At 70.3% G+C, this 15,782-nt stretch carries 14 protein-coding genes and 1 pseudogene; 10 read left to right on the forward strand and 5 right to left on the reverse strand.

Translation table 11 applies throughout. The annotated features are described in order from the left end of the window. Positions 1 to 133: 133 nt before the first annotated feature. Positions 134 to 916 carry a hypothetical protein gene (locus ACWD6R_RS25645; protein WP_451820845.1) on the reverse strand — a complete coding sequence of 261 codons (783 nt, stop codon included), beginning with the start codon at positions 914 to 916 and terminating at the stop codon, positions 134 to 136. Positions 917 to 1,269: 353 nt separating this feature from the next. Here ACWD6R_RS25645 and ACWD6R_RS25650 point away from each other — a divergent pair, with 353 nt between their 5' ends. From ACWD6R_RS25650 to ACWD6R_RS25665, 4 genes are all read left to right on the forward strand, one after another. Then, complete coding sequence (locus tag ACWD6R_RS25650) at positions 1,270 to 2,553, forward strand: glycosyltransferase (protein WP_451820846.1); 1,284 nt, start codon at positions 1,270 to 1,272, stop codon at positions 2,551 to 2,553. Then, positions 2,550 to 3,437 carry a transferase gene (locus ACWD6R_RS25655; protein ID WP_451820847.1) on the forward strand — a complete coding sequence of 296 codons (888 nt, stop codon included), beginning with the start codon at positions 2,550 to 2,552 and terminating at the stop codon, positions 3,435 to 3,437. The genes ACWD6R_RS25650 and ACWD6R_RS25655 overlap by 4 nt, the downstream gene beginning before the upstream one ends. 48 nt (positions 3,438 to 3,485) lie before the next feature. Beyond that, complete coding sequence (locus ACWD6R_RS25660; protein ID WP_451820848.1) at positions 3,486 to 4,445, forward strand: helix-turn-helix transcriptional regulator; 960 nt, start codon at positions 3,486 to 3,488, stop codon at positions 4,443 to 4,445. A gap of 438 nt (positions 4,446 to 4,883) precedes the next feature. Continuing rightward, positions 4,884 to 5,099, forward strand: coding sequence for an I78 family peptidase inhibitor (locus tag ACWD6R_RS25665; protein WP_451820849.1), 216 nt, complete (start codon positions 4,884 to 4,886; stop codon positions 5,097 to 5,099). 92 nt (positions 5,100 to 5,191) lie between these two features. Here the strand turns inward: ACWD6R_RS25665 and ACWD6R_RS25670 are convergent, their stop codons facing one another. Then, a complete protein-coding gene (locus ACWD6R_RS25670) occupies positions 5,192 to 6,223 on the reverse strand; it encodes a phosphatase PAP2 family protein (RefSeq protein WP_451820850.1) in 1,032 nt (343 codons plus the stop codon). A 486-nt stretch (positions 6,224 to 6,709) separates the two neighbouring features. On the opposite strand from ACWD6R_RS25670, the gene ACWD6R_RS25675 reads away from it, so the two are divergent. Continuing rightward, on the forward strand, positions 6,710 to 8,434 hold the full coding sequence (locus ACWD6R_RS25675; protein WP_451820851.1) for an MFS transporter: 1,725 nt from the start codon (positions 6,710 to 6,712) through the stop codon (positions 8,432 to 8,434). Between the two features lie 73 nt (positions 8,435 to 8,507). Beyond that, positions 8,508 to 9,731, forward strand: a complete 1,224-nt coding sequence (locus ACWD6R_RS25680) for an acyl-CoA dehydrogenase family protein (protein WP_451820852.1) — start codon at positions 8,508 to 8,510, stop codon at positions 9,729 to 9,731. Between the two features lie 39 nt (positions 9,732 to 9,770). Here the strand turns inward: ACWD6R_RS25680 and ACWD6R_RS25685 are convergent, their stop codons facing one another. Then, positions 9,771 to 10,214: a cell division protein SepF gene (locus tag ACWD6R_RS25685; protein WP_327247169.1), complete on the reverse strand. Its 444-nt coding sequence runs from the start codon at positions 10,212 to 10,214 to the stop codon at positions 9,771 to 9,773. A gap of 307 nt (positions 10,215 to 10,521) precedes the next feature. On the opposite strand from ACWD6R_RS25685, the gene ACWD6R_RS25690 reads away from it, so the two are divergent. Next, positions 10,522 to 11,748, forward strand: a complete 1,227-nt coding sequence (locus ACWD6R_RS25690) for a DUF5685 family protein (protein ID WP_451820853.1) — start codon at positions 10,522 to 10,524, stop codon at positions 11,746 to 11,748. Positions 11,749 to 11,782: 34 nt separating this feature from the next. Here ACWD6R_RS25690 and ACWD6R_RS25695 read toward each other — a convergent pair. Beyond that, positions 11,783 to 11,968, reverse strand: a pseudogene (locus tag ACWD6R_RS25695) (ABC transporter substrate-binding protein); the annotation flags it as partial. 67 nt (positions 11,969 to 12,035) lie between these two features. Here ACWD6R_RS25695 and ACWD6R_RS25700 point away from each other — a divergent pair. The 3 genes from ACWD6R_RS25700 (at position 12,036) to ACWD6R_RS25710 (ending at position 14,679) form a co-directional block, all read left to right on the forward strand. Beyond that, positions 12,036 to 12,833, forward strand: coding sequence for a DUF1684 domain-containing protein (locus tag ACWD6R_RS25700; protein WP_451820854.1), 798 nt, complete (start codon positions 12,036 to 12,038; stop codon positions 12,831 to 12,833). A 276-nt stretch (positions 12,834 to 13,109) separates the two neighbouring features. After that, positions 13,110 to 14,009, forward strand: coding sequence for a S1 family peptidase (locus ACWD6R_RS25705; RefSeq protein WP_451820855.1), 900 nt, complete (start codon positions 13,110 to 13,112; stop codon positions 14,007 to 14,009). A 190-nt stretch (positions 14,010 to 14,199) separates the two neighbouring features. Beyond that, positions 14,200 to 14,679: a hypothetical protein gene (locus ACWD6R_RS25710; RefSeq protein WP_451820856.1), complete on the forward strand. Its 480-nt coding sequence runs from the start codon at positions 14,200 to 14,202 to the stop codon at positions 14,677 to 14,679. A gap of 26 nt (positions 14,680 to 14,705) precedes the next feature. On the opposite strand, the gene ACWD6R_RS25715 is transcribed toward ACWD6R_RS25710, so the two are convergent. Next, positions 14,706 to 15,605, reverse strand: coding sequence for a DUF4231 domain-containing protein (locus ACWD6R_RS25715; RefSeq protein WP_451820866.1), 900 nt, complete (start codon positions 15,603 to 15,605; stop codon positions 14,706 to 14,708). Between the last annotated feature and the right edge of the window lie 177 nt (positions 15,606 to 15,782).

Below are 15,782 nucleotides of genomic sequence, written 5' to 3' on the forward strand. Positions count from 1 at the left end.
GGGATCGGGCTCGGGCGCTGGTGGGAGGGGTCGTATGAGTGCACGTACGTGCCAACGACCCCACCGGCCGTCGGATGCGGGCCCGGCGAAGAAATAGCTGTTCGTTGCGGGTGCGGGGAGCGTACGGACATGATCAGGTCCCAGCCAGCGGCATCGCCGCCGCGACCAGGAGACCGCCGGTCGCGGCCTTCTCCAGTGCGTCGCGCAGCAGGTCCTCGCGGGGCTGCTGGCCGATCGATCCGGCCGGGGCGGCGAAGACGAGAACGGTCTGCGATTTGTTGGCCGCGGTCCGCCAGCCCTCGGTGACCTGCAGCGGGGCGTGCGCCTGCCACCAGGCGACGGGGGCGCCGCCGCCCGTGCCCGGCTGCAGCACGGCGTGCAGCTGGCCCATGGCGAGCAGGATCGACCAGCCGTGCAGCAGGGCGGGCAGCCGGCCCATCCGGTGGACCGGCTGGAAGCCCTGCTCCAGCAGGAGCTGCAGGAAATCGTCGCCTCCGCTGCCATCCGTACCGGGGCGGGCGATCGCGCCTGTCGGTTCGACGACCAGCGCCGGGTGGAGCTCGTCGTCGATCAGGACGAGACCGCTGGTGACGCCGAGGACGGCCTGGCCGGGCATGAGCCCCTCCGGGCCCTCCGGCTCGCTGCCGGTGATGCTGCGCACGGCGCCCTGCAGCTGCTCCTCGGAGACCTGGACGACCTGGGAGGGGATGCAGGTCGCGTGCGCGAAGGCGAGAACGGCGGTCTCGTCGCCGACGAACAGCACCGTGCTGGTGCGCTCCTGCTCGGAATCGCCGGGGGTGCGACAGGAGGTGCAGTCGTAGCTGCCTGGGGCGTTGTCGCCGACGAGCAACCGATCGGCTTCGGCATCGCCGATCTCGGCGCGTACGTCCTCGCTGACGTCGAGCATGCGCGGCACGGGTGGCTCCTCGAACTCGGTACGTGCGCCGGGCGGTTCCCGGCTCATGAAGAGACAACGGGCAATCCGTGGCCGGGGTCACGCGCGAAAGGGAACGGAATCGAACCGTCCGGCGCAGAGGGTGAATCGGAGCCCCGAAGGGTTTACTTTCGGTCAATCGTCGCTGATTGGAGGCGCATTGGTCTGCCTGGCACGACGGGCGATCGGTTCGGCTGCAGGTCGACAAATCATGAAATCGGTGAACACGGAAGTGGCTGAAACTCGTCGATACCTTGACTGAACCGGCGTCGGTTCTTACCGTCATGACAGTGGAGCCCGCAGCAAATCGGTCGAACCGGGGGACGCGGCGAGTCATGCATATTTCGTTTCTGCTCCACAACGCCTACGGGGTCGGGGGCACCATCCGCACGACGTTCAATCTCGCCGGTGCACTGGCCGAGCACCATGACATCGAGATCGTGTCGGTCTTCCGTCACCGCGACGCCCCCGCGCTGGGCGCCCCCGCGGGCGTACGGATGAGTCACCTTGTCGACCTGCGCAAGAAGAGCCCGACGTACGACGGCGACGCGATCGAGTACACCAGGCCCGCCGCCGTCTTCGCCCGCGGCGACAGCCGGTACCGGCAGTACAGCCGGCTCACCGACGCACGGGTGGCGGACCATCTGCGCTCCCTGGAGGCGGATGTCGTCGTCGGCACCCGCCCCGGGCTCAATGTCCAGATCAGCCGGCAGGCCCGACGCGGTCCGGTCCGGATCGGGCAGGAGCACCTCACCCTCGACGGTCACAGCTACCGGCTGCGCCGTGAGATCGGCCACCGCTACACGCTGCTCGACGCGATCACGACCGTCACCGAGGCCGACGCACACGCCTACCGGACCGGGCTGCGGCTGCCGGGCGTACGTATCGAGTCCATCCCCAACGGGGTGCCCGAGCCCGCCGTCGCACCCGCCGACTGCGACAGCAAGTGGGTGATCGCAGCAGGGCGGCTGCACAAGGTCAAGCGGTATGACGTGCTGGTCCGCGCGTTCGCCGATGTGGTGGCCGTCCGCCCCGACTGGCGTCTTCGCATCTACGGCGGCGGCGACGCGACCGGCGACGAACGGCAGGCACTGCACACGCTCATCGGTCAACTGGGCCTGCACAACCATGTGTTCTTGATGGGCTCGGTCAACCCGCTGGAGGCCGAGTGGCCCAAGGGGGCGATCGCCGCGGTCACCTCGGACCGGGAGTCCTTCGGCATGACGATCGTCGAGGCTATGCGCTGCGGTCTGCCGGTCGTCGCCACCGACTGCCCGCACGGCCCACGCGAGATCATCGACGACGGCACCGACGGCCGGCTGGTGCCGGTCGGGGACGCGGCCGCGGTCGCGGACGCCGTGCTCGGCCTGATCGACGACGACGGAACACGGCACCGGATGGGACGGGCCGCCCGCGCCGCATCGCGACGGTTCGACCCTGCGCTGATCGCCGAACGCCACGAAGGGCTCTACACCGAACTCATCAGGCGCGGCGGGCGCCACCACTCGCACAGCGCCCTGCGCACCGGCGTGCACCGGGCCCGCGGCGCGGTGCTGGACGGCATGTACGCGCTGCGCCACAAGGCCGGCGATGCGCTCCGCAAGGGGAGGGCCGCGTGACTGCGCCCGCGCTGCGGCCGACACCGCCCGCCGGATCCACTGCCGGCTGCGTCGCCGGCTGCGTCGCCGACGCCGACGGCCGGATCACCTTCGATCTCCTCCGGGACCGCCGGGAGGGAGAGGCATCGGGGGCCGTCCTGCTCCTGCGCCTGCGCGGTACGAAGGGGAGGAGCGACCGGACGGTCGAGGACGTGCGGCTGCCCCTGAGCCCGGACGGTGACGGTCGGCTGCGCGCCGTGCTGCCGGGCACGGCGGAGCTTGCCGAGGGCCGCTGGGACGCCTGGGTGCAGCAGCCGGGCACGGACGGCGAGACGGCTGTCGAACCGGGCATCAGGGATCTGCGGGCTCTGGTCGACCGCACGCCTGACCCCGCCGGCGCCGTCGGCGGGGTCGTCGTCCGCATCCCGTACCCGACCGCCGACGGCCGGCTCGCCGTGCGCTGCTGGGTTCGCGCGCCGCACGCGGAGGCCGGGCCGATCGCCTTCGGCCCGGCCGCGATGACCGTCGACGGGACGCTGTACGGGGCGGAGCTCGGCGACGACGCGTGCGTGGAGGCGCGGCCGGCCGGCCGGCCCGAGCGGAGCTGCCGGGCGCCCGTGACCGGCAGGGACGGGAGTTTCTCCTTCAGTCTCCCGTACGACCTGCCGACCGCCGGACCGGTGACCGCGCCGCAGCTGTGGGAACTGTGGCTGCTCCCCGGCGGGCCGAGCGGGAGCGGTACCGGCGGGATCCGGATCTCGCGCATCCTCGACGACATCTGGGACCGCAAGAAGATCTTCGTCTACCCGCCCCGAGCCACCACGGGGGACATCCTCGGCGCCCCCTGCTACTCGGCCGACAACGACCTTTGTCTACGGCTGGAACCGGCCCGGCGGCACGACTGACACGGATCGAGGACAGCAGCTGTCCTCGACCGCTGGCAGACTCGCCCCATGTTGGAGACCTCGGCACGACTGCTGCGCCTGCTCTCACTCCTGCAGGCCCACCGGGACTGGTCTGGAGCCGATCTCGCCGAACGGCTCGGCGTCACCCCACGGACCGTCCGGCGGGACGTGGACAAACTGCGCGAGCTCGGCTATCCGGTCAACGCCAGCCCCGGCACCGGCGGCGGCTATCAGCTCGGCGCGGGGGCCGAGCTGCCGCCGTTGCTCCTCGACGACGAGGAAGCGGTCGCGGTGGCGGTCGGGCTGCGTACCGCGGCCGGTCACGGCGTCGAGGGCATCGGGGAGACCTCTGTACGCGCACTCGCCAAACTCGAGCAGGTCCTGCCGAACCGGCTTCGCCGCCGGGTCGGCGCCCTGAGCGCCTTCACCGTGCCCATGATGCGCGGACCCGGCGCCTCCACCGTCGACCCCGGCGTCCTCACCGAGCTGGCCGGGGCCTGCCGGGACAGCGAGCGGCTGCGCTTCGCGTACCGGTCCCACGGCGGTTCCGTATCGCGCCGGACCGTCGAACCGCACCGGCTGGTGTGCACCGAGCGCCGCTGGTACCTCGTCGCCTGGGACCTGGAGCGCGGGGACTGGCGTACCTTCCGGGCGGATCGGATCACCCCCACGCCGCCGCACGGTCCCCGCTTCGTTCCGCGCCGCCCGCCCGCCGAGGACCTGGCCGCCTATGTCTCGAAGGGCGTCTCCACCGCTGCGTACGCGACGCATGCGGTGATCCGGCTGAAGGTGCCGGTCGAGCTGGCCGCCGAGCGCATCTCGCCGTCCTCCGGAGTGCTGGAGGCGATCGACGCGGACAGCTGCCTGCTGCGCACCGGCGCGGCGAGCCTCGACGTCCTGGTGATCCACGTAATGCTCATGGGCTTCGACTTCGAGGTCGTCGAACCGCAGGAGCTCACCGAAGCGATCAGGGCGGCCCGGGACCGGCTCTCCCGGGCACTCGGCTGAAGGGACCCGCGGACTTTCGACCGACCGCTCGCCCGGTGTGTCCGGCCGGTGAGGACGGGCTTGTGTCCGGTATAGGGGCGGATGCGGGCGGCGGCCCCGGTCCGATGGTGTGGATATTCCGACCAGAAGATAAGGCTGCCATAAGGAAGCGTGAATTCCCGGTGGTGGGCCCGTTTTCGAATGTCTTATGTGAAGGAAATTCCGACCATCGGGTATGTCATATTTCCTCTGGTTTTCCGAGCCCTTTGGTGATCGTTTATAAGTGTGCATGATTACTGTGCGTCGGCCTGAGAGCCGCACGTTCGAGTGAAGCAGTTCGAGGGAAACGGCTGTCGTGATCCTGTGACACAAGCGTGACCGGTGGCGTACGTGAGGATGCCGTGCCGGGTGCCCGCGTCCGGCTTCCGTACCCGCCCGGGACCGCCTACGGTGAGTGGCATGGCACCTATCCCGACCCCTCCCGCCCAGCCCGATGACACGCCCGACGCGTATGTCGGCCTCGCCGCAGCAGCCGCCGAGCGGAGGGCCCGTGCCCGCGGCTGGCGCACTGTCAGGGCTCTGCCGCCGGGGGCGATCATCACCATGGAGTACCTGGCCGGGCGGATCAACTTCGAGGTCGACAACGCCGTGGTGACCCGCTGCTGGGTCGGCTGAGACCCCTGTCATGAGCAAGGCCCCGACCGGGGTCGGGGCCTTGACTGTGCGGGGGGAGGCTGTGCGTACCGTCCCCGCATGGGGGCGGTACGTCAGCCGCCGGCCACCGGGCGGGCTGGGCTCGTGCCGCCTCGCGGCGTTCGGTCCGCGTGCGGTGGGCGCCGGCTGCCGACCGGGGTGACCGGCGTCCGCTCCGAGCGCACGATGTGCGGCGTGTGGGCCCGCTGCCGGGTCCCCGCCGCCGGAGCGGCAGGAGCCGAGGCGGCCGGGCGGCCGCCTGCGCCGACCGGTTCGAGCACCGGGCTCCCGCCCGCGCCGTCACCACTGTCCGGTTGCGGCAGCGGCACGACCTGGGGCGCACCGGCCGCGACGGGCACCGGGGGAGCGGTCCGGCGACGCGCACGCAACTGCTCGCGCACCGCGAAGATCCAGTCCTCGGTACGGGTGATCAACGGCTCGACCCACGGCAGGCCCAGCAGGATCAGCAGCCCCGCGGCCCAGCCGAGCAGCACATCGCTCAGCCAGTGCGTACCGAGATAGACGGTCGTGAGCCCGACCCCGAGCGAGACCACCGCCGATACGGCCGACAGGTAGCGCCTGGCCCGCGGCGTAGTGGCCAGGTAGGCGAGGATTCCCCAGGTCACCACCGCGTTGGCGGTGTGGCCGGACGGAAATATATCGCCGCCGGCGAAGAGCTCCGCGGAGCCGATCTGGGTCGCGTAGTGCGGGCCGAGCCGGCCCAAGCCGAGCTTGACGGCGCCCACGGTCAGATTGAGCAGCAGCAGCGAGGCGCCCAGGGTCAGGAGGGGCCGCAGGGTGTGCTGCCGCCAGGAGCGCCAGCCGAGCCAGCAGGCGACCATCACGGCCGTCGGGCCTCGCTGGCCGAGGACGACGTAGTAGTCGAGGAAGGCATGGATTCCGGGCCACTGCTGGTAGGGCCGGAAGAGCATGACCTTCCAGTCCAGGGTCACCAGCCAGGAGCCGATCAGCACGGCAACGACGATGGCGAGATAGAACGCCAACGTCCCGCCGAAGAGAGCGATGCGGTGACGGCTCATCCGCGGTGGCTCTATCTTCGGCGGTTCCGGCTCCCGGTCCAGCCGGGCAAAGATGTCGGTACGCACCCAATCGACGTTACAGCGAGTGAGTGCGTGATCCGGTCGTTCCGGCCGCTTTGTGATGACGATGTGATGTGGACTATGTCTCAGTCGGGTCAATATTCTTGACCCGTCAGTGAATCCCGGTGACCTCGTGGTCTATTTCTTCCGCGCTTATTTCGGAAGGGTGTTTGAGTATCTCCGAATAAACGGGGAGCGGTGCAGGTATCCATTTCTCCGGCCGTGATGGGCGGGTGGACGGACGGTGCGGTCGGTCACGGAACGGTCACACACCGTTGGCGGGGCCGGTCCGGCGCGGAGCCGGGAGCGGGTCCGGCGTGGCGTATGCCACACCTCGTGACCTGTCGGGGTATGAGATCGACCACGTGTGGCCACGCCGAACTCGCGTACGCTGACGGATCACTCGCCCGTCGATGCCGGGCCTGGAGGGGCAGTGCACACTGCATCCCCGGTTGGCCTGCCGAGCGCGAGGGACCTTTGGGAGGTACATGCATGTCCGGGACGACCACAGCCCGATTCCGGCTGCGCGCAGCCGCCGACGGTGCCAATCGATGGGTCGTCCTGGTCGTCCTCTGCCTCAGTCTGTTGCTCGTGGCGCTCGACGCGACGGTGCTCCACGTCGCCGTACCCGCCGTCACCGAGGATCTGCGGCCCAGCGCCGTCGGGCTGCTGTGGATCGTGGATGCCTATCCACTGGTCTGCGCCTCGCTGCTGATCCTCTTCGGCACCCTCGGTGACCGGGTCGGCCGCCGCCGCATCCTGCTGCTCGGCTACGCGCTCTTCGGTGTCGCCTCCGCGATCGCCGCGATGGCGGACAGTCCCGGCGTGCTGATAGCGGCGCGCGCCCTGCTGGGCGTCGGCGGAGCGATGATCATGCCTGCGACGCTGTCCATCCTCCGTCAGGTCTTCCCCGACCGGCGCGAGCGGGCCGTCGCCATCGGGGTGTGGACCGCGGTCGCCGCCGTCGGTGCGGCCATCGGGCCGGTCATCGGCGGCTTCCTCGTGGAGCACTTCTGGTGGGGCTCGGTCTTTCTGATCAACATCCCGCTGATGGCGCTGATCCTGCCGGTCGGCCGGCTGCTGCTCCCCGAATCGCGGGGCAGCGACGACGGCCCCTGGGATGTGCTCGGCGCGCTGATGGCCGCGGCCGGTGTGCTCGGTGTGGTCCTCGGCGTGAAGCGCGCGGGCACCGGCGAGGGCGTCTTCGGCCCCGCCACCCTCGTGCCGCTGCTGCTCGGGGCGGCGCTGCTCGTCGTGTTCGTCCGTCGGCAGAAACGCCGTACGTATCCACTGATCGACATCGCGATGTTCGCGCGGCCCGCGTTCTCCGCCGCGGTCGGCTGCATCGTCCTCGCGATGCTGGCCCTGGTCGGTCTGGAACTGATCGCCGTCCAGTATCTGCAGCTGGTCCTGGACCTCAGCCCGCTGGAGACCGGCCTGCGGCTGCTGCCGCTCACCTTCGCCGCGATGGCCGCGGGTGCGACCGGCTCGTACACCCTGCGCCGGATCGGGCCGCGCCGGATGGTCGGCTGGGGCTTCGTGCTCACCGCCGCCTCGGTGCTGATCCTGACCCTGATGGGGCAGCATGACCGGCCCGCCCTGCTGACCGTGGCGTTCGTCGTGCTCGGCTTCGGGCTCCAGTCCACGCTCTTCGGGGCGTACGAATCGATGCTCAGCGAGGCCCCGGCGGACCGGGCGGGTGGTGCGGCGGCCATCGGCGAAACCTCGTACCAGCTGGGCGCGGGCATGGGGATCGCTCTGCTGGGCAGCGTCATGAACGCCGCCTACGCGCCCGGACTGACCAAGCTCCCCGGAGCGGGGGTCCCCGCCGAGGCGTCCGCCGCCGCCTCCCACTCACTGGGCGAGGCGTATCAGGTCGCCTCACAGCTGGGCGGTCCGCTGGGCGGGGTGCTGCGGAGCACGGCCCGGCATGCCTTCATCAACGGGCTGCATGTCACGCTGCTGGTCAGTGCCGGTCTGCTGCTGCTGGGCGCGCTCGCCGCGCTGAGACTGCCGCGGGTGATGGAGTGCCCGCCGTTGGAGATCTGCGAACCCCGCGAGGCCGCCGAGGTGACCGTCGCCGTGGAGTCGCGAGGGCCCCGCGCGTTCCCTGCTCCCCAGGGCGCCCCGGCCCAGGGCCTGCCGAAAGGGCCCCTTTCGGTGCCTGCCCGACGGCAACCCGCCGAGGCCACCGGCTCTGGACGCGCGGCACACTGAGCCGTAACGTCAGCACGACGCCATAACTAACACTGCTAGTTTTAGTATCGTGCGAGCCGTCGGAGGCACCCTCATGTCCACCCCATCTCCCGCGAAGCCGTCGAAGCTCCCGCCCTTCGACCCCGGCGACCCGATCGGCATCGACGATCTGCTCGGCCCCGATGACCTCGCGATCCGGTCCGCCGTCCGCGCCTGGGCCGCCGACCGGATCCTGCCGCACATTGCCGAGTGGTACGAGAACGGCGAGCTGCCCGGCATCCGCGAGCTCGCCCGCGAGCTCGGTTCGATCGGCGCCCTCGGCATGTCCCTGCAGGGATACGGCTGCGCGGGCGCCACCGCCGTCCAGTACGGACTGGCCTGCCTGGAGCTCGAAGCGGCGGACTCGGGGATCCGCTCCCTCGTCTCCGTGCAGGGCTCCCTCGCCATGTACGCCATCCACCGCTTCGGCTCCGAGGAGCAGAAGCAGCAGTGGCTGCCCGGCATGGCGGCCGGCGAGATCATCGGTTGCTTCGGGCTCACCGAGCCGGACCACGGCTCCGACCCGGCCGGGATGCGGACGCACGCCAAGCGCGACGGTGGGGGGGACTGGGTGCTCAGCGGCCGCAAGATGTGGATCACCAACGGCTCGGTGGCCGGGGTCGCCGTCGTCTGGGCGCAGACCGACGAGGGCAGCAACGGCAGCGGCATCCGCGGATTCGTCGTGCCGACGGACACCCCCGGCTTCTCCGCGCCCGAGATCAACCACAAGTGGTCGCTGCGTGCCTCGGTCACCAGCGAGCTGGTCCTTGACGAGGTACGGCTGCCCGCCGACGCCGTACTCCCCGGGGTCACCGGCCTGCGCGGACCGCTCAGCTGTCTCAGCCATGCCCGCTACGGCATCGTCTGGGGAGCCATGGGCGCGGCGCGGGCCAGCTTCGAGGCAGCGGTCGACTACGCGAAGACCCGGGAACAGTTCGGCAAGCCGATCGGTGGTTTCCAGCTCACTCAGGCCAAGCTCGCGGACATGGCCGTCGAACTGCACAAGGGCATCCTGCTCGCCCACCATCTGGGCCGCCGGCTGGACGCGGGCAGGCTCCGCCCGGAACAGGTCAGTTTCGGAAAGCTCAACAATGTGCGGGAGGCCATCGAGATCTGCCGCACCTCGCGCACGATCCTCGGCGCCAACGGGATCTCGCTCGAATACCCGGTGATGCGGCATGCGACGAATCTGGAGTCGGTGCTCACGTACGAGGGCACCGTGGAGATGCACCAGCTGGTGCTGGGCAAGGCGCTCACCGGCCTGGACGCATTCCGGTAGAACGGGACGCCGGCCGGACCGATCCGGCGAGCGCCCTGCTCAGCTCTGGTTGAAGAAGCCGTCGGCCGGCCGGCCGACGGCTTCGCCGTTGAGCACCCGGGTGTCGGCCGGGGTCAGCAGGAAGACCCGGGTGGCCACGCGGTCGATCGAACCGCGCAGCCCGAAGATCAGCCCCGCGGCGAAGTCCACGACACGCTTCGCGTCGGCAGGGTCCATGGCCGTGAGGTTGATGATCACCGGGACGCCGTCCCGGAAGAGCTCGCCGATGGCGCGCGCGTCCCGGAAGCTGTCCGGGGTGACGGTGGCGATCCGGCGGCCCGTCTCCTCGGCCGCCTCGGAAACCACCTGCACCCGTGGGTCGGTCACCCAGGCATTGCCGGTCCCGGTCCGTGCACCCTCGGCGTACTCGTCGTCGTCGTAGTAACGCTCGTCGTTGTCCTCTACGAGGCCCAGCCAGGCACTCGCCTTGCGCACCGATCCCATGGACGCCTCCTCTCACCGCGGTTCCTTGGTGTTCCGCATCTCTTTCGTATCCCTATGGTCGACCATGATGCGGATCGTGCGCCAAGTGGATAGTCGGCATGCAGGCGATTCGTGACGCTACTGGTGCAGAAGATCTGGCGATTCGTCACGATTCCTCCCGCATAGGACCCCTGGGAAAAGAAAATATGATGCTCCGGTCCGTACGGGTGACATGGGGGACGTACGGGTGATCGGGTCACTCGATACGATGCCTGTCGCGCACCCGCACGAGCGCTGCGCATGGCTGAACGGCTTTCGGGGGATTGTCGTGTTCGGAATAGTCAGGCCCTGCACCCATCGGTTGTCCGAGGGGCTCAGGACCGCGTGGATGGCCCATCTCTGCGGGCTCTGTCTCGCACTTCGCTCGGACCACGGCCAGTTCGCCCGGGTCGTCACGAACTACGACGGCCTGATCGTCTCGGTCCTGACGGAGGCTCAGGCGGAGCGCACCACGGGCCGGTGGCGCACTGCGGGTCCTTGCCCGCTGCGCGCCATGCGGACCGCGCCGGTCGCCCGCGGCGAAGGGGCCAGGCTCGCCGCCGCCGTCTCGCTGGTGCTGGCCTCGGCGAAGGTACGGGACCACGTCGCCGACCGGGACGGGCTGTTGAAGCGCCGCCCGGTCGCCGCGGCCGCCCGCCGGGTCGCCGCGGGCTGGGACAGGGCCGGGGCGCGCACCGGTGCCCAGCTGGGCTTCGACACCGCGGTCCTCGTCGACGCCGTCGACCGGCAGACCGGCATCGAGCGACTCGCGGGGCTCGGCACCCCGCTGCTGACGGTCACCGAGCCCACCGAGACGGCCACCGCGGCGGCCTTCGCCCACACCGCCGTACTCGCGGGCAAGCCGCAGAACGCCGAGTCGCTCGCCGAGGCCGGCCGGCTCTTCGGGCGGCTGGCCCATCTGCTGGATGCCGTGGAGGACCAGGAAGCTGACGCGGCGTCGGGCGCCTGGAACCCGCTCACCGCCACTGGTACCTCGCGAGCCGAGGCCCGGCGGCTGTGCGACGACGCGCTGCGCGGCGTACGGTTGGCGCTGCGCGACGCCGAATTCACCGACGACAAGCTGGCTCATGTGCTGCTCGTGCATGAACTGCGCCGATCGGTGGACCGCGCGTTCGCCACGGAGACGTGCTCCCACCAGGCGGATGCGCACCGGGCCGGTGGACACGGCGTCACCGGGGCCTTCGGGGCGCCGCCCGGCAATCCGTATGCACCGAACACCCCCGGCAGCCCGTTCGGCCCGCCATCGCCCCCGCCGGAGCCGCCGCGCGACCGGCGCGGGCTGATCACGGGCTGTCTGGTGTGGGCGGGACTCGCCTGCACCTGCCAGATGTGCTGCGGGACCTTCGAGGACCCGTGGAGCCGCCAGCGCCGCGAGGGGCTGTGCAGCCAATGCGGCTGCGGCGACTGCTGCGCTGCCTGCGACTGCTGCAGCAACTGCGGTGACTGCTGCAGCAACTGCGACTGCTGCGACTGCAACTGCGGGTGCGACTGCTGAGCCACGCTTCGGGCGCGGCTCAGCAGCCCCGGGGTCACTTGATCTCGGGCGGCGAGATCCGCGAGGTCTCGATCGCCGACGCGCCGATGCCCCACTTCTTCAGGATGCGGTCGTACGTCCCGTCCGCCTTGAGCCCGTTGACCGATGCCTGAAAAGCGGGCGCCGGCGGAGTGCCCTTCTTGAACGCGAAGCCGACGTCGAGCCGCTTGAACTCGTTGAGGGATACACCGGTTCCACTCTGCGGTCGCATCTCGGGCCGGCCGAGCCGGTGTGGAAAGGTTGATTGCATGAGTACGGACGCACAGCAGGCAGCCCAGGACTGGATCCACTGGCACGAGGAGCGCACGGCCACGGTCTCGGCTCCGTACGGACCGCTCTCCCTCACCGGTACCCATTGGCTCTCGGACTACCCGGAGGGTCGAATTCCGGCCCTTCCCGGGCAGTGGCGTGAGGACGGCGACGAGCTGGTGCTCACGGCCGTCGCCGAGGACGGGCTCACCGTCGACGGGAAGCCGTTCACCGGCGAGGCGCGGCTCACCGCGGACCGCGGCCCGATCGATGAGTCCCGCGTCGCGCACGGCGAGCGCCGACTGGTCGTGCTGAGCCGCGAAGGGCTGTGGGCCGTACGGGACTTCGACCCGGACTCCCCGGCACGCAAGACCTTCCGTGCCATCGACGCAACGCCGTACGACGCCCGCTGGGCGCTGTCCGGCACCTTCCGCCCGTACGACACCGCCCGTACGGTCCGGGTCGAGAACGCCGACGGTGTCGAGCGGGGGCTCGGCCTCGGCGGCGAGATCGCCTTCGAGGTGGACGGCACCGAGCACACGCTTCAGGTCGCGGTCGAGCACGACGGCTCGCTCTGGGCGGTCTTCGCCGACGCCACCAGCGGGAACAGCAGCTACCGCTTCCGCTTCCTGCGGCCGGCCACGCCGGCCGAGGACGGCAGCGTGACCGTCGATCTCAACCGCGTGCTGCTGCCGCCGTGCGCCTTCGCCGACCATTTCATCTGCCCCTTCCCGCCGCCCGGCAACACCCTGCCGATCGCCGTCGAGGCGGGGGAGCGGAACCGGATCGACCACTGACGCACCACCGCACCCGATCGGTTCAGGCCCCGGCAGCCCGCGCGTTGCCGGGGCCTTTGTGGGCGAGCGGCGGTACGGATGGCCGGCCCGTTCCGCCGAGTTCAGGCCAAAGGGCGCTCTTGCGCGAGAAGTTGACGCCTTGAATACTCCCGAGGAAGCGCTTGTCAGGAGCACGTCGCATCTGAAATGCGGACACGCGGCCGTGCCCCCGACTGCGCCTCACGGGTCCGACCACCCCACAGGCGGACCCCCGTTTCCCCTCGGGAGGAATGACAAGTGAGGAACAAGCGCACCACCCCCCTCAGCGCCACAGCGAGACGAAGCCGGATCGTCGCGGTCGCCGCGGGCCTGGTTGCCGTCGCCGCAATCGCCGTCCCCAGCGCCCACGCCAACTCCACCACGGCATTCAGCGCCAACCAGCTCTCCGCCGCCAGCGATGCGGTGCTCGGCGCCGACATCGGCGGTACCGCCTGGAACATAGACCCGGCGACCAAGACCCTCGTCGTCACCGCCGACAGCACGGTCACCCAGGCCGAGATCAAGCAGATCAAGAAGTCCGCCGGTGCCAACGCGGGCGCCCTGCGCATCGAGCGCACGTCCGGCACCTTCAGCAAGCTGCTCTCCGGCGGCGACGCCATCTACGCCCCCGGCTGGCGCTGCTCCCTCGGCTTCAACGTCCGCAGCGGCAGCACCTACTACTTCCTGACCGCCGGTCACTGCACCGACGGCAATCCGCCCTGGTACACCAACTCGTCGAATTCGACGTACATCGGCCCGACGGTCGGATCCAGTTTCCCGACCAATGACTACGGCCTGGTGCGGTACGACAACACCTCCGTCGCCCACGCGGGCACCGTCGGCAGCCAGGACATCACCAGCGCGGCCAACGCGACGGTCGGCATGTCCGTCACCCGTCGCGGCTCCACCACCGGCATCCACAGCGGATCCGTCACCGGTCTCAACGCCACGGTCAACTACGGCGGCGGAGACATCGTCTACGGCATGATCAAGACGAATGTCTGTGCGGAGCCCGGCGATTCCGGCGGTCCGCTCTACTCCGGCACCAAGGCGATCGGACTCACCTCGGGCGGCAGCGGCAACTGCAGCTCGGGCGGTACGACGTACTTCCAGCCGGTCACCGAGGCGCTCAGCGCATACGGCGTCAGCGTCTACTGACGCACCGGCGCCCGATCGCACACATGACGGAGCCCTCGCCCGAATTCCGGGCGGGGGCTCCCGTGCACCCCGCGGCTTTTGAGAGGATGTGGGGGAGGTCGGTCGCGCAGGAACAACGGGGGCGGATGCTGTGCCTCCCGGAGGGATGTCCTCCGGGAACCCCCGGAGACACTCCAGGGGGTTCCAGTCCGTGAAACGCATCGGAGTGACCGGCCATCGCAGTATTCCCGAGGAGGCGCACGCCCATGTGCTGGCCGGGATCCGGGCGGCGCTCCGCGGGCTCGACGGCTCCCTGGAAGCCCTCTCCAGCCTGGCCGTGGGAGCGGATCAGCTCTTCGCCGACCTGGCACTCGCCCACGGGGCCGAACTGACCGTCGTCATCCCCAGCGGGGACTACGAGACATCGTTCGCCGCCGGCGCCGAACTGGCCCGCTACCGGAGCCTCAAGGACCGGGCGGCCCGGGAGGTGCTGCTGGACTTCCCGCACTCCACCGACGAGGCGTACTACGCGGCGGGTGCCTATATCGCCGATCACTGCGACCGGCTGCTCGCGGTGTGGGACGGCCGGCCGGCCCGCGGCTTCGGCGGCACGGGCGACATCGTGACGTACGCGCGGACGCTCGGCCGCCCGGTCACGGTGATCTGGCGCGACGGGGTCGAGCGCGCCTGATCCGACGTCACCTCACCGGCCTCGCCTCACATGCGGTGCCGGGCCAGCCAGTCGGTGTGTTCGGGGGAGACGATCCGCTCGGTCTCGAAGACCGCGACCGGCCACTGCCGTTCGGTCAGGCTGGTCTCCATGGCGGCCTGCATCGACTCCAGGTCCTTCTCGACCAGCGAGTGCGCGGATATCAGCGGGTGATGGCGGCGCATCTCGTTCCAGGCGAGGCAGGCGGCCGCTGCCGCCGAGAGCGCCCCCGTCAGGGCGAAGGACCGGGCGGCCCCGAACGTCTGGAGCAGGCTGAGCGTCAGTGCCGGCGTGGTCAGTGCGGCGATGGTGCTCGACCAGACGAGCGCGCCGCGCCGCGAAACCTGCTGGCGCCTGCGGTACCAGCGCCGCTGTTCGATCAGCCGGTCCCGTACGTAGGTTTCCTTGCGCACCGTGAACGCCCTGCTCCGTAGCTCCCGCATGGACTCCGTGATGAGCCCGCTGCCGGCATCGTTCATCTCGTCCCGGGGGTCCACCCAGCCCACCTTTCTGAGCTCCTGCAGACCCTCTTCGAGCCGGTTGGCGAACACCGCTTCCGGGTGCTGGGTACCGGTGTCGAACGGGGAGCCGTGGACGGCGTAGCGCCAGCACATCGACTTGATGAACTCGGCGGCGGAGCGGTTCAGTTGCCAATGCGACTTTGCCTTGCGCCGGGAAGCGGCATACGTCGTGACCAGAACCCCGAGATAGGCCAACGCGCCGACCCCGTCGAGGAGTTGAAATGAGCCGCCGATCCCGCCGTGCCAGGGCAGGGCCGCCGGCACGGCGCCCACCACGAGCAGGATCAGCTGGCCGCGGGTGGTATTGACCGCCTCCCGCTGGCGTGCGATGGCGATGGCGTCCGTGTGGTGGAAGAGCGCCGGGAGGTCCTCGCTCCTGAAGACCATGGACTGAAGCGGTCCGGGAATCGCCGTCATGTTCACCCCGTCTGCAGTTTTGGACATGCTCGTTCAGTCAGGCGGATGGCCCGTCCGGTCCGGCCGAAGGTCTGGAAGGCCCCTGTGCGGTGCCCGGGGCGCACGCGTGCGCGGGCGGAGGCCGACCGGGTGCACGAGAGTAAGGTC

This window comes from Streptomyces sp. NPDC005151, from assembly GCF_053599875.1.

What these genes read in the sequence shown, in the direction of transcription:
- ACWD6R_RS25685 (WP_327247169.1), bottom strand. Translation starts at nt 10,214, where the DNA reads ATGGGATCGGTGCGCAAGGCGAGTGCCTGGCTGGGCCTCGTAGAGGAC.
- ACWD6R_RS25665 (WP_451820849.1), top strand. Translation starts at nt 4,884, where the DNA reads ATGGCACCTATCCCGACCCCTCCCGCCCAGCCCGATGACACGCCCGAC.
- ACWD6R_RS25660 (WP_451820848.1), top strand. Translation starts at nt 3,486, where the DNA reads ATGTTGGAGACCTCGGCACGACTGCTGCGCCTGCTCTCACTCCTGCAG.
- ACWD6R_RS25650 (WP_451820846.1), top strand. Translation starts at nt 1,270, where the DNA reads ATGCATATTTCGTTTCTGCTCCACAACGCCTACGGGGTCGGGGGCACC.
- ACWD6R_RS25680 (WP_451820852.1), top strand. Translation starts at nt 8,508, where the DNA reads ATGTCCACCCCATCTCCCGCGAAGCCGTCGAAGCTCCCGCCCTTCGAC.
- ACWD6R_RS25675 (WP_451820851.1), top strand. Translation starts at nt 6,710, where the DNA reads ATGTCCGGGACGACCACAGCCCGATTCCGGCTGCGCGCAGCCGCCGAC.
- ACWD6R_RS25700 (WP_451820854.1), top strand. Translation starts at nt 12,036, where the DNA reads ATGAGTACGGACGCACAGCAGGCAGCCCAGGACTGGATCCACTGGCAC.
- ACWD6R_RS25715 (WP_451820866.1), bottom strand. Translation starts at nt 15,605, where the DNA reads ATGGTCTTCAGGAGCGAGGACCTCCCGGCGCTCTTCCACCACACGGAC.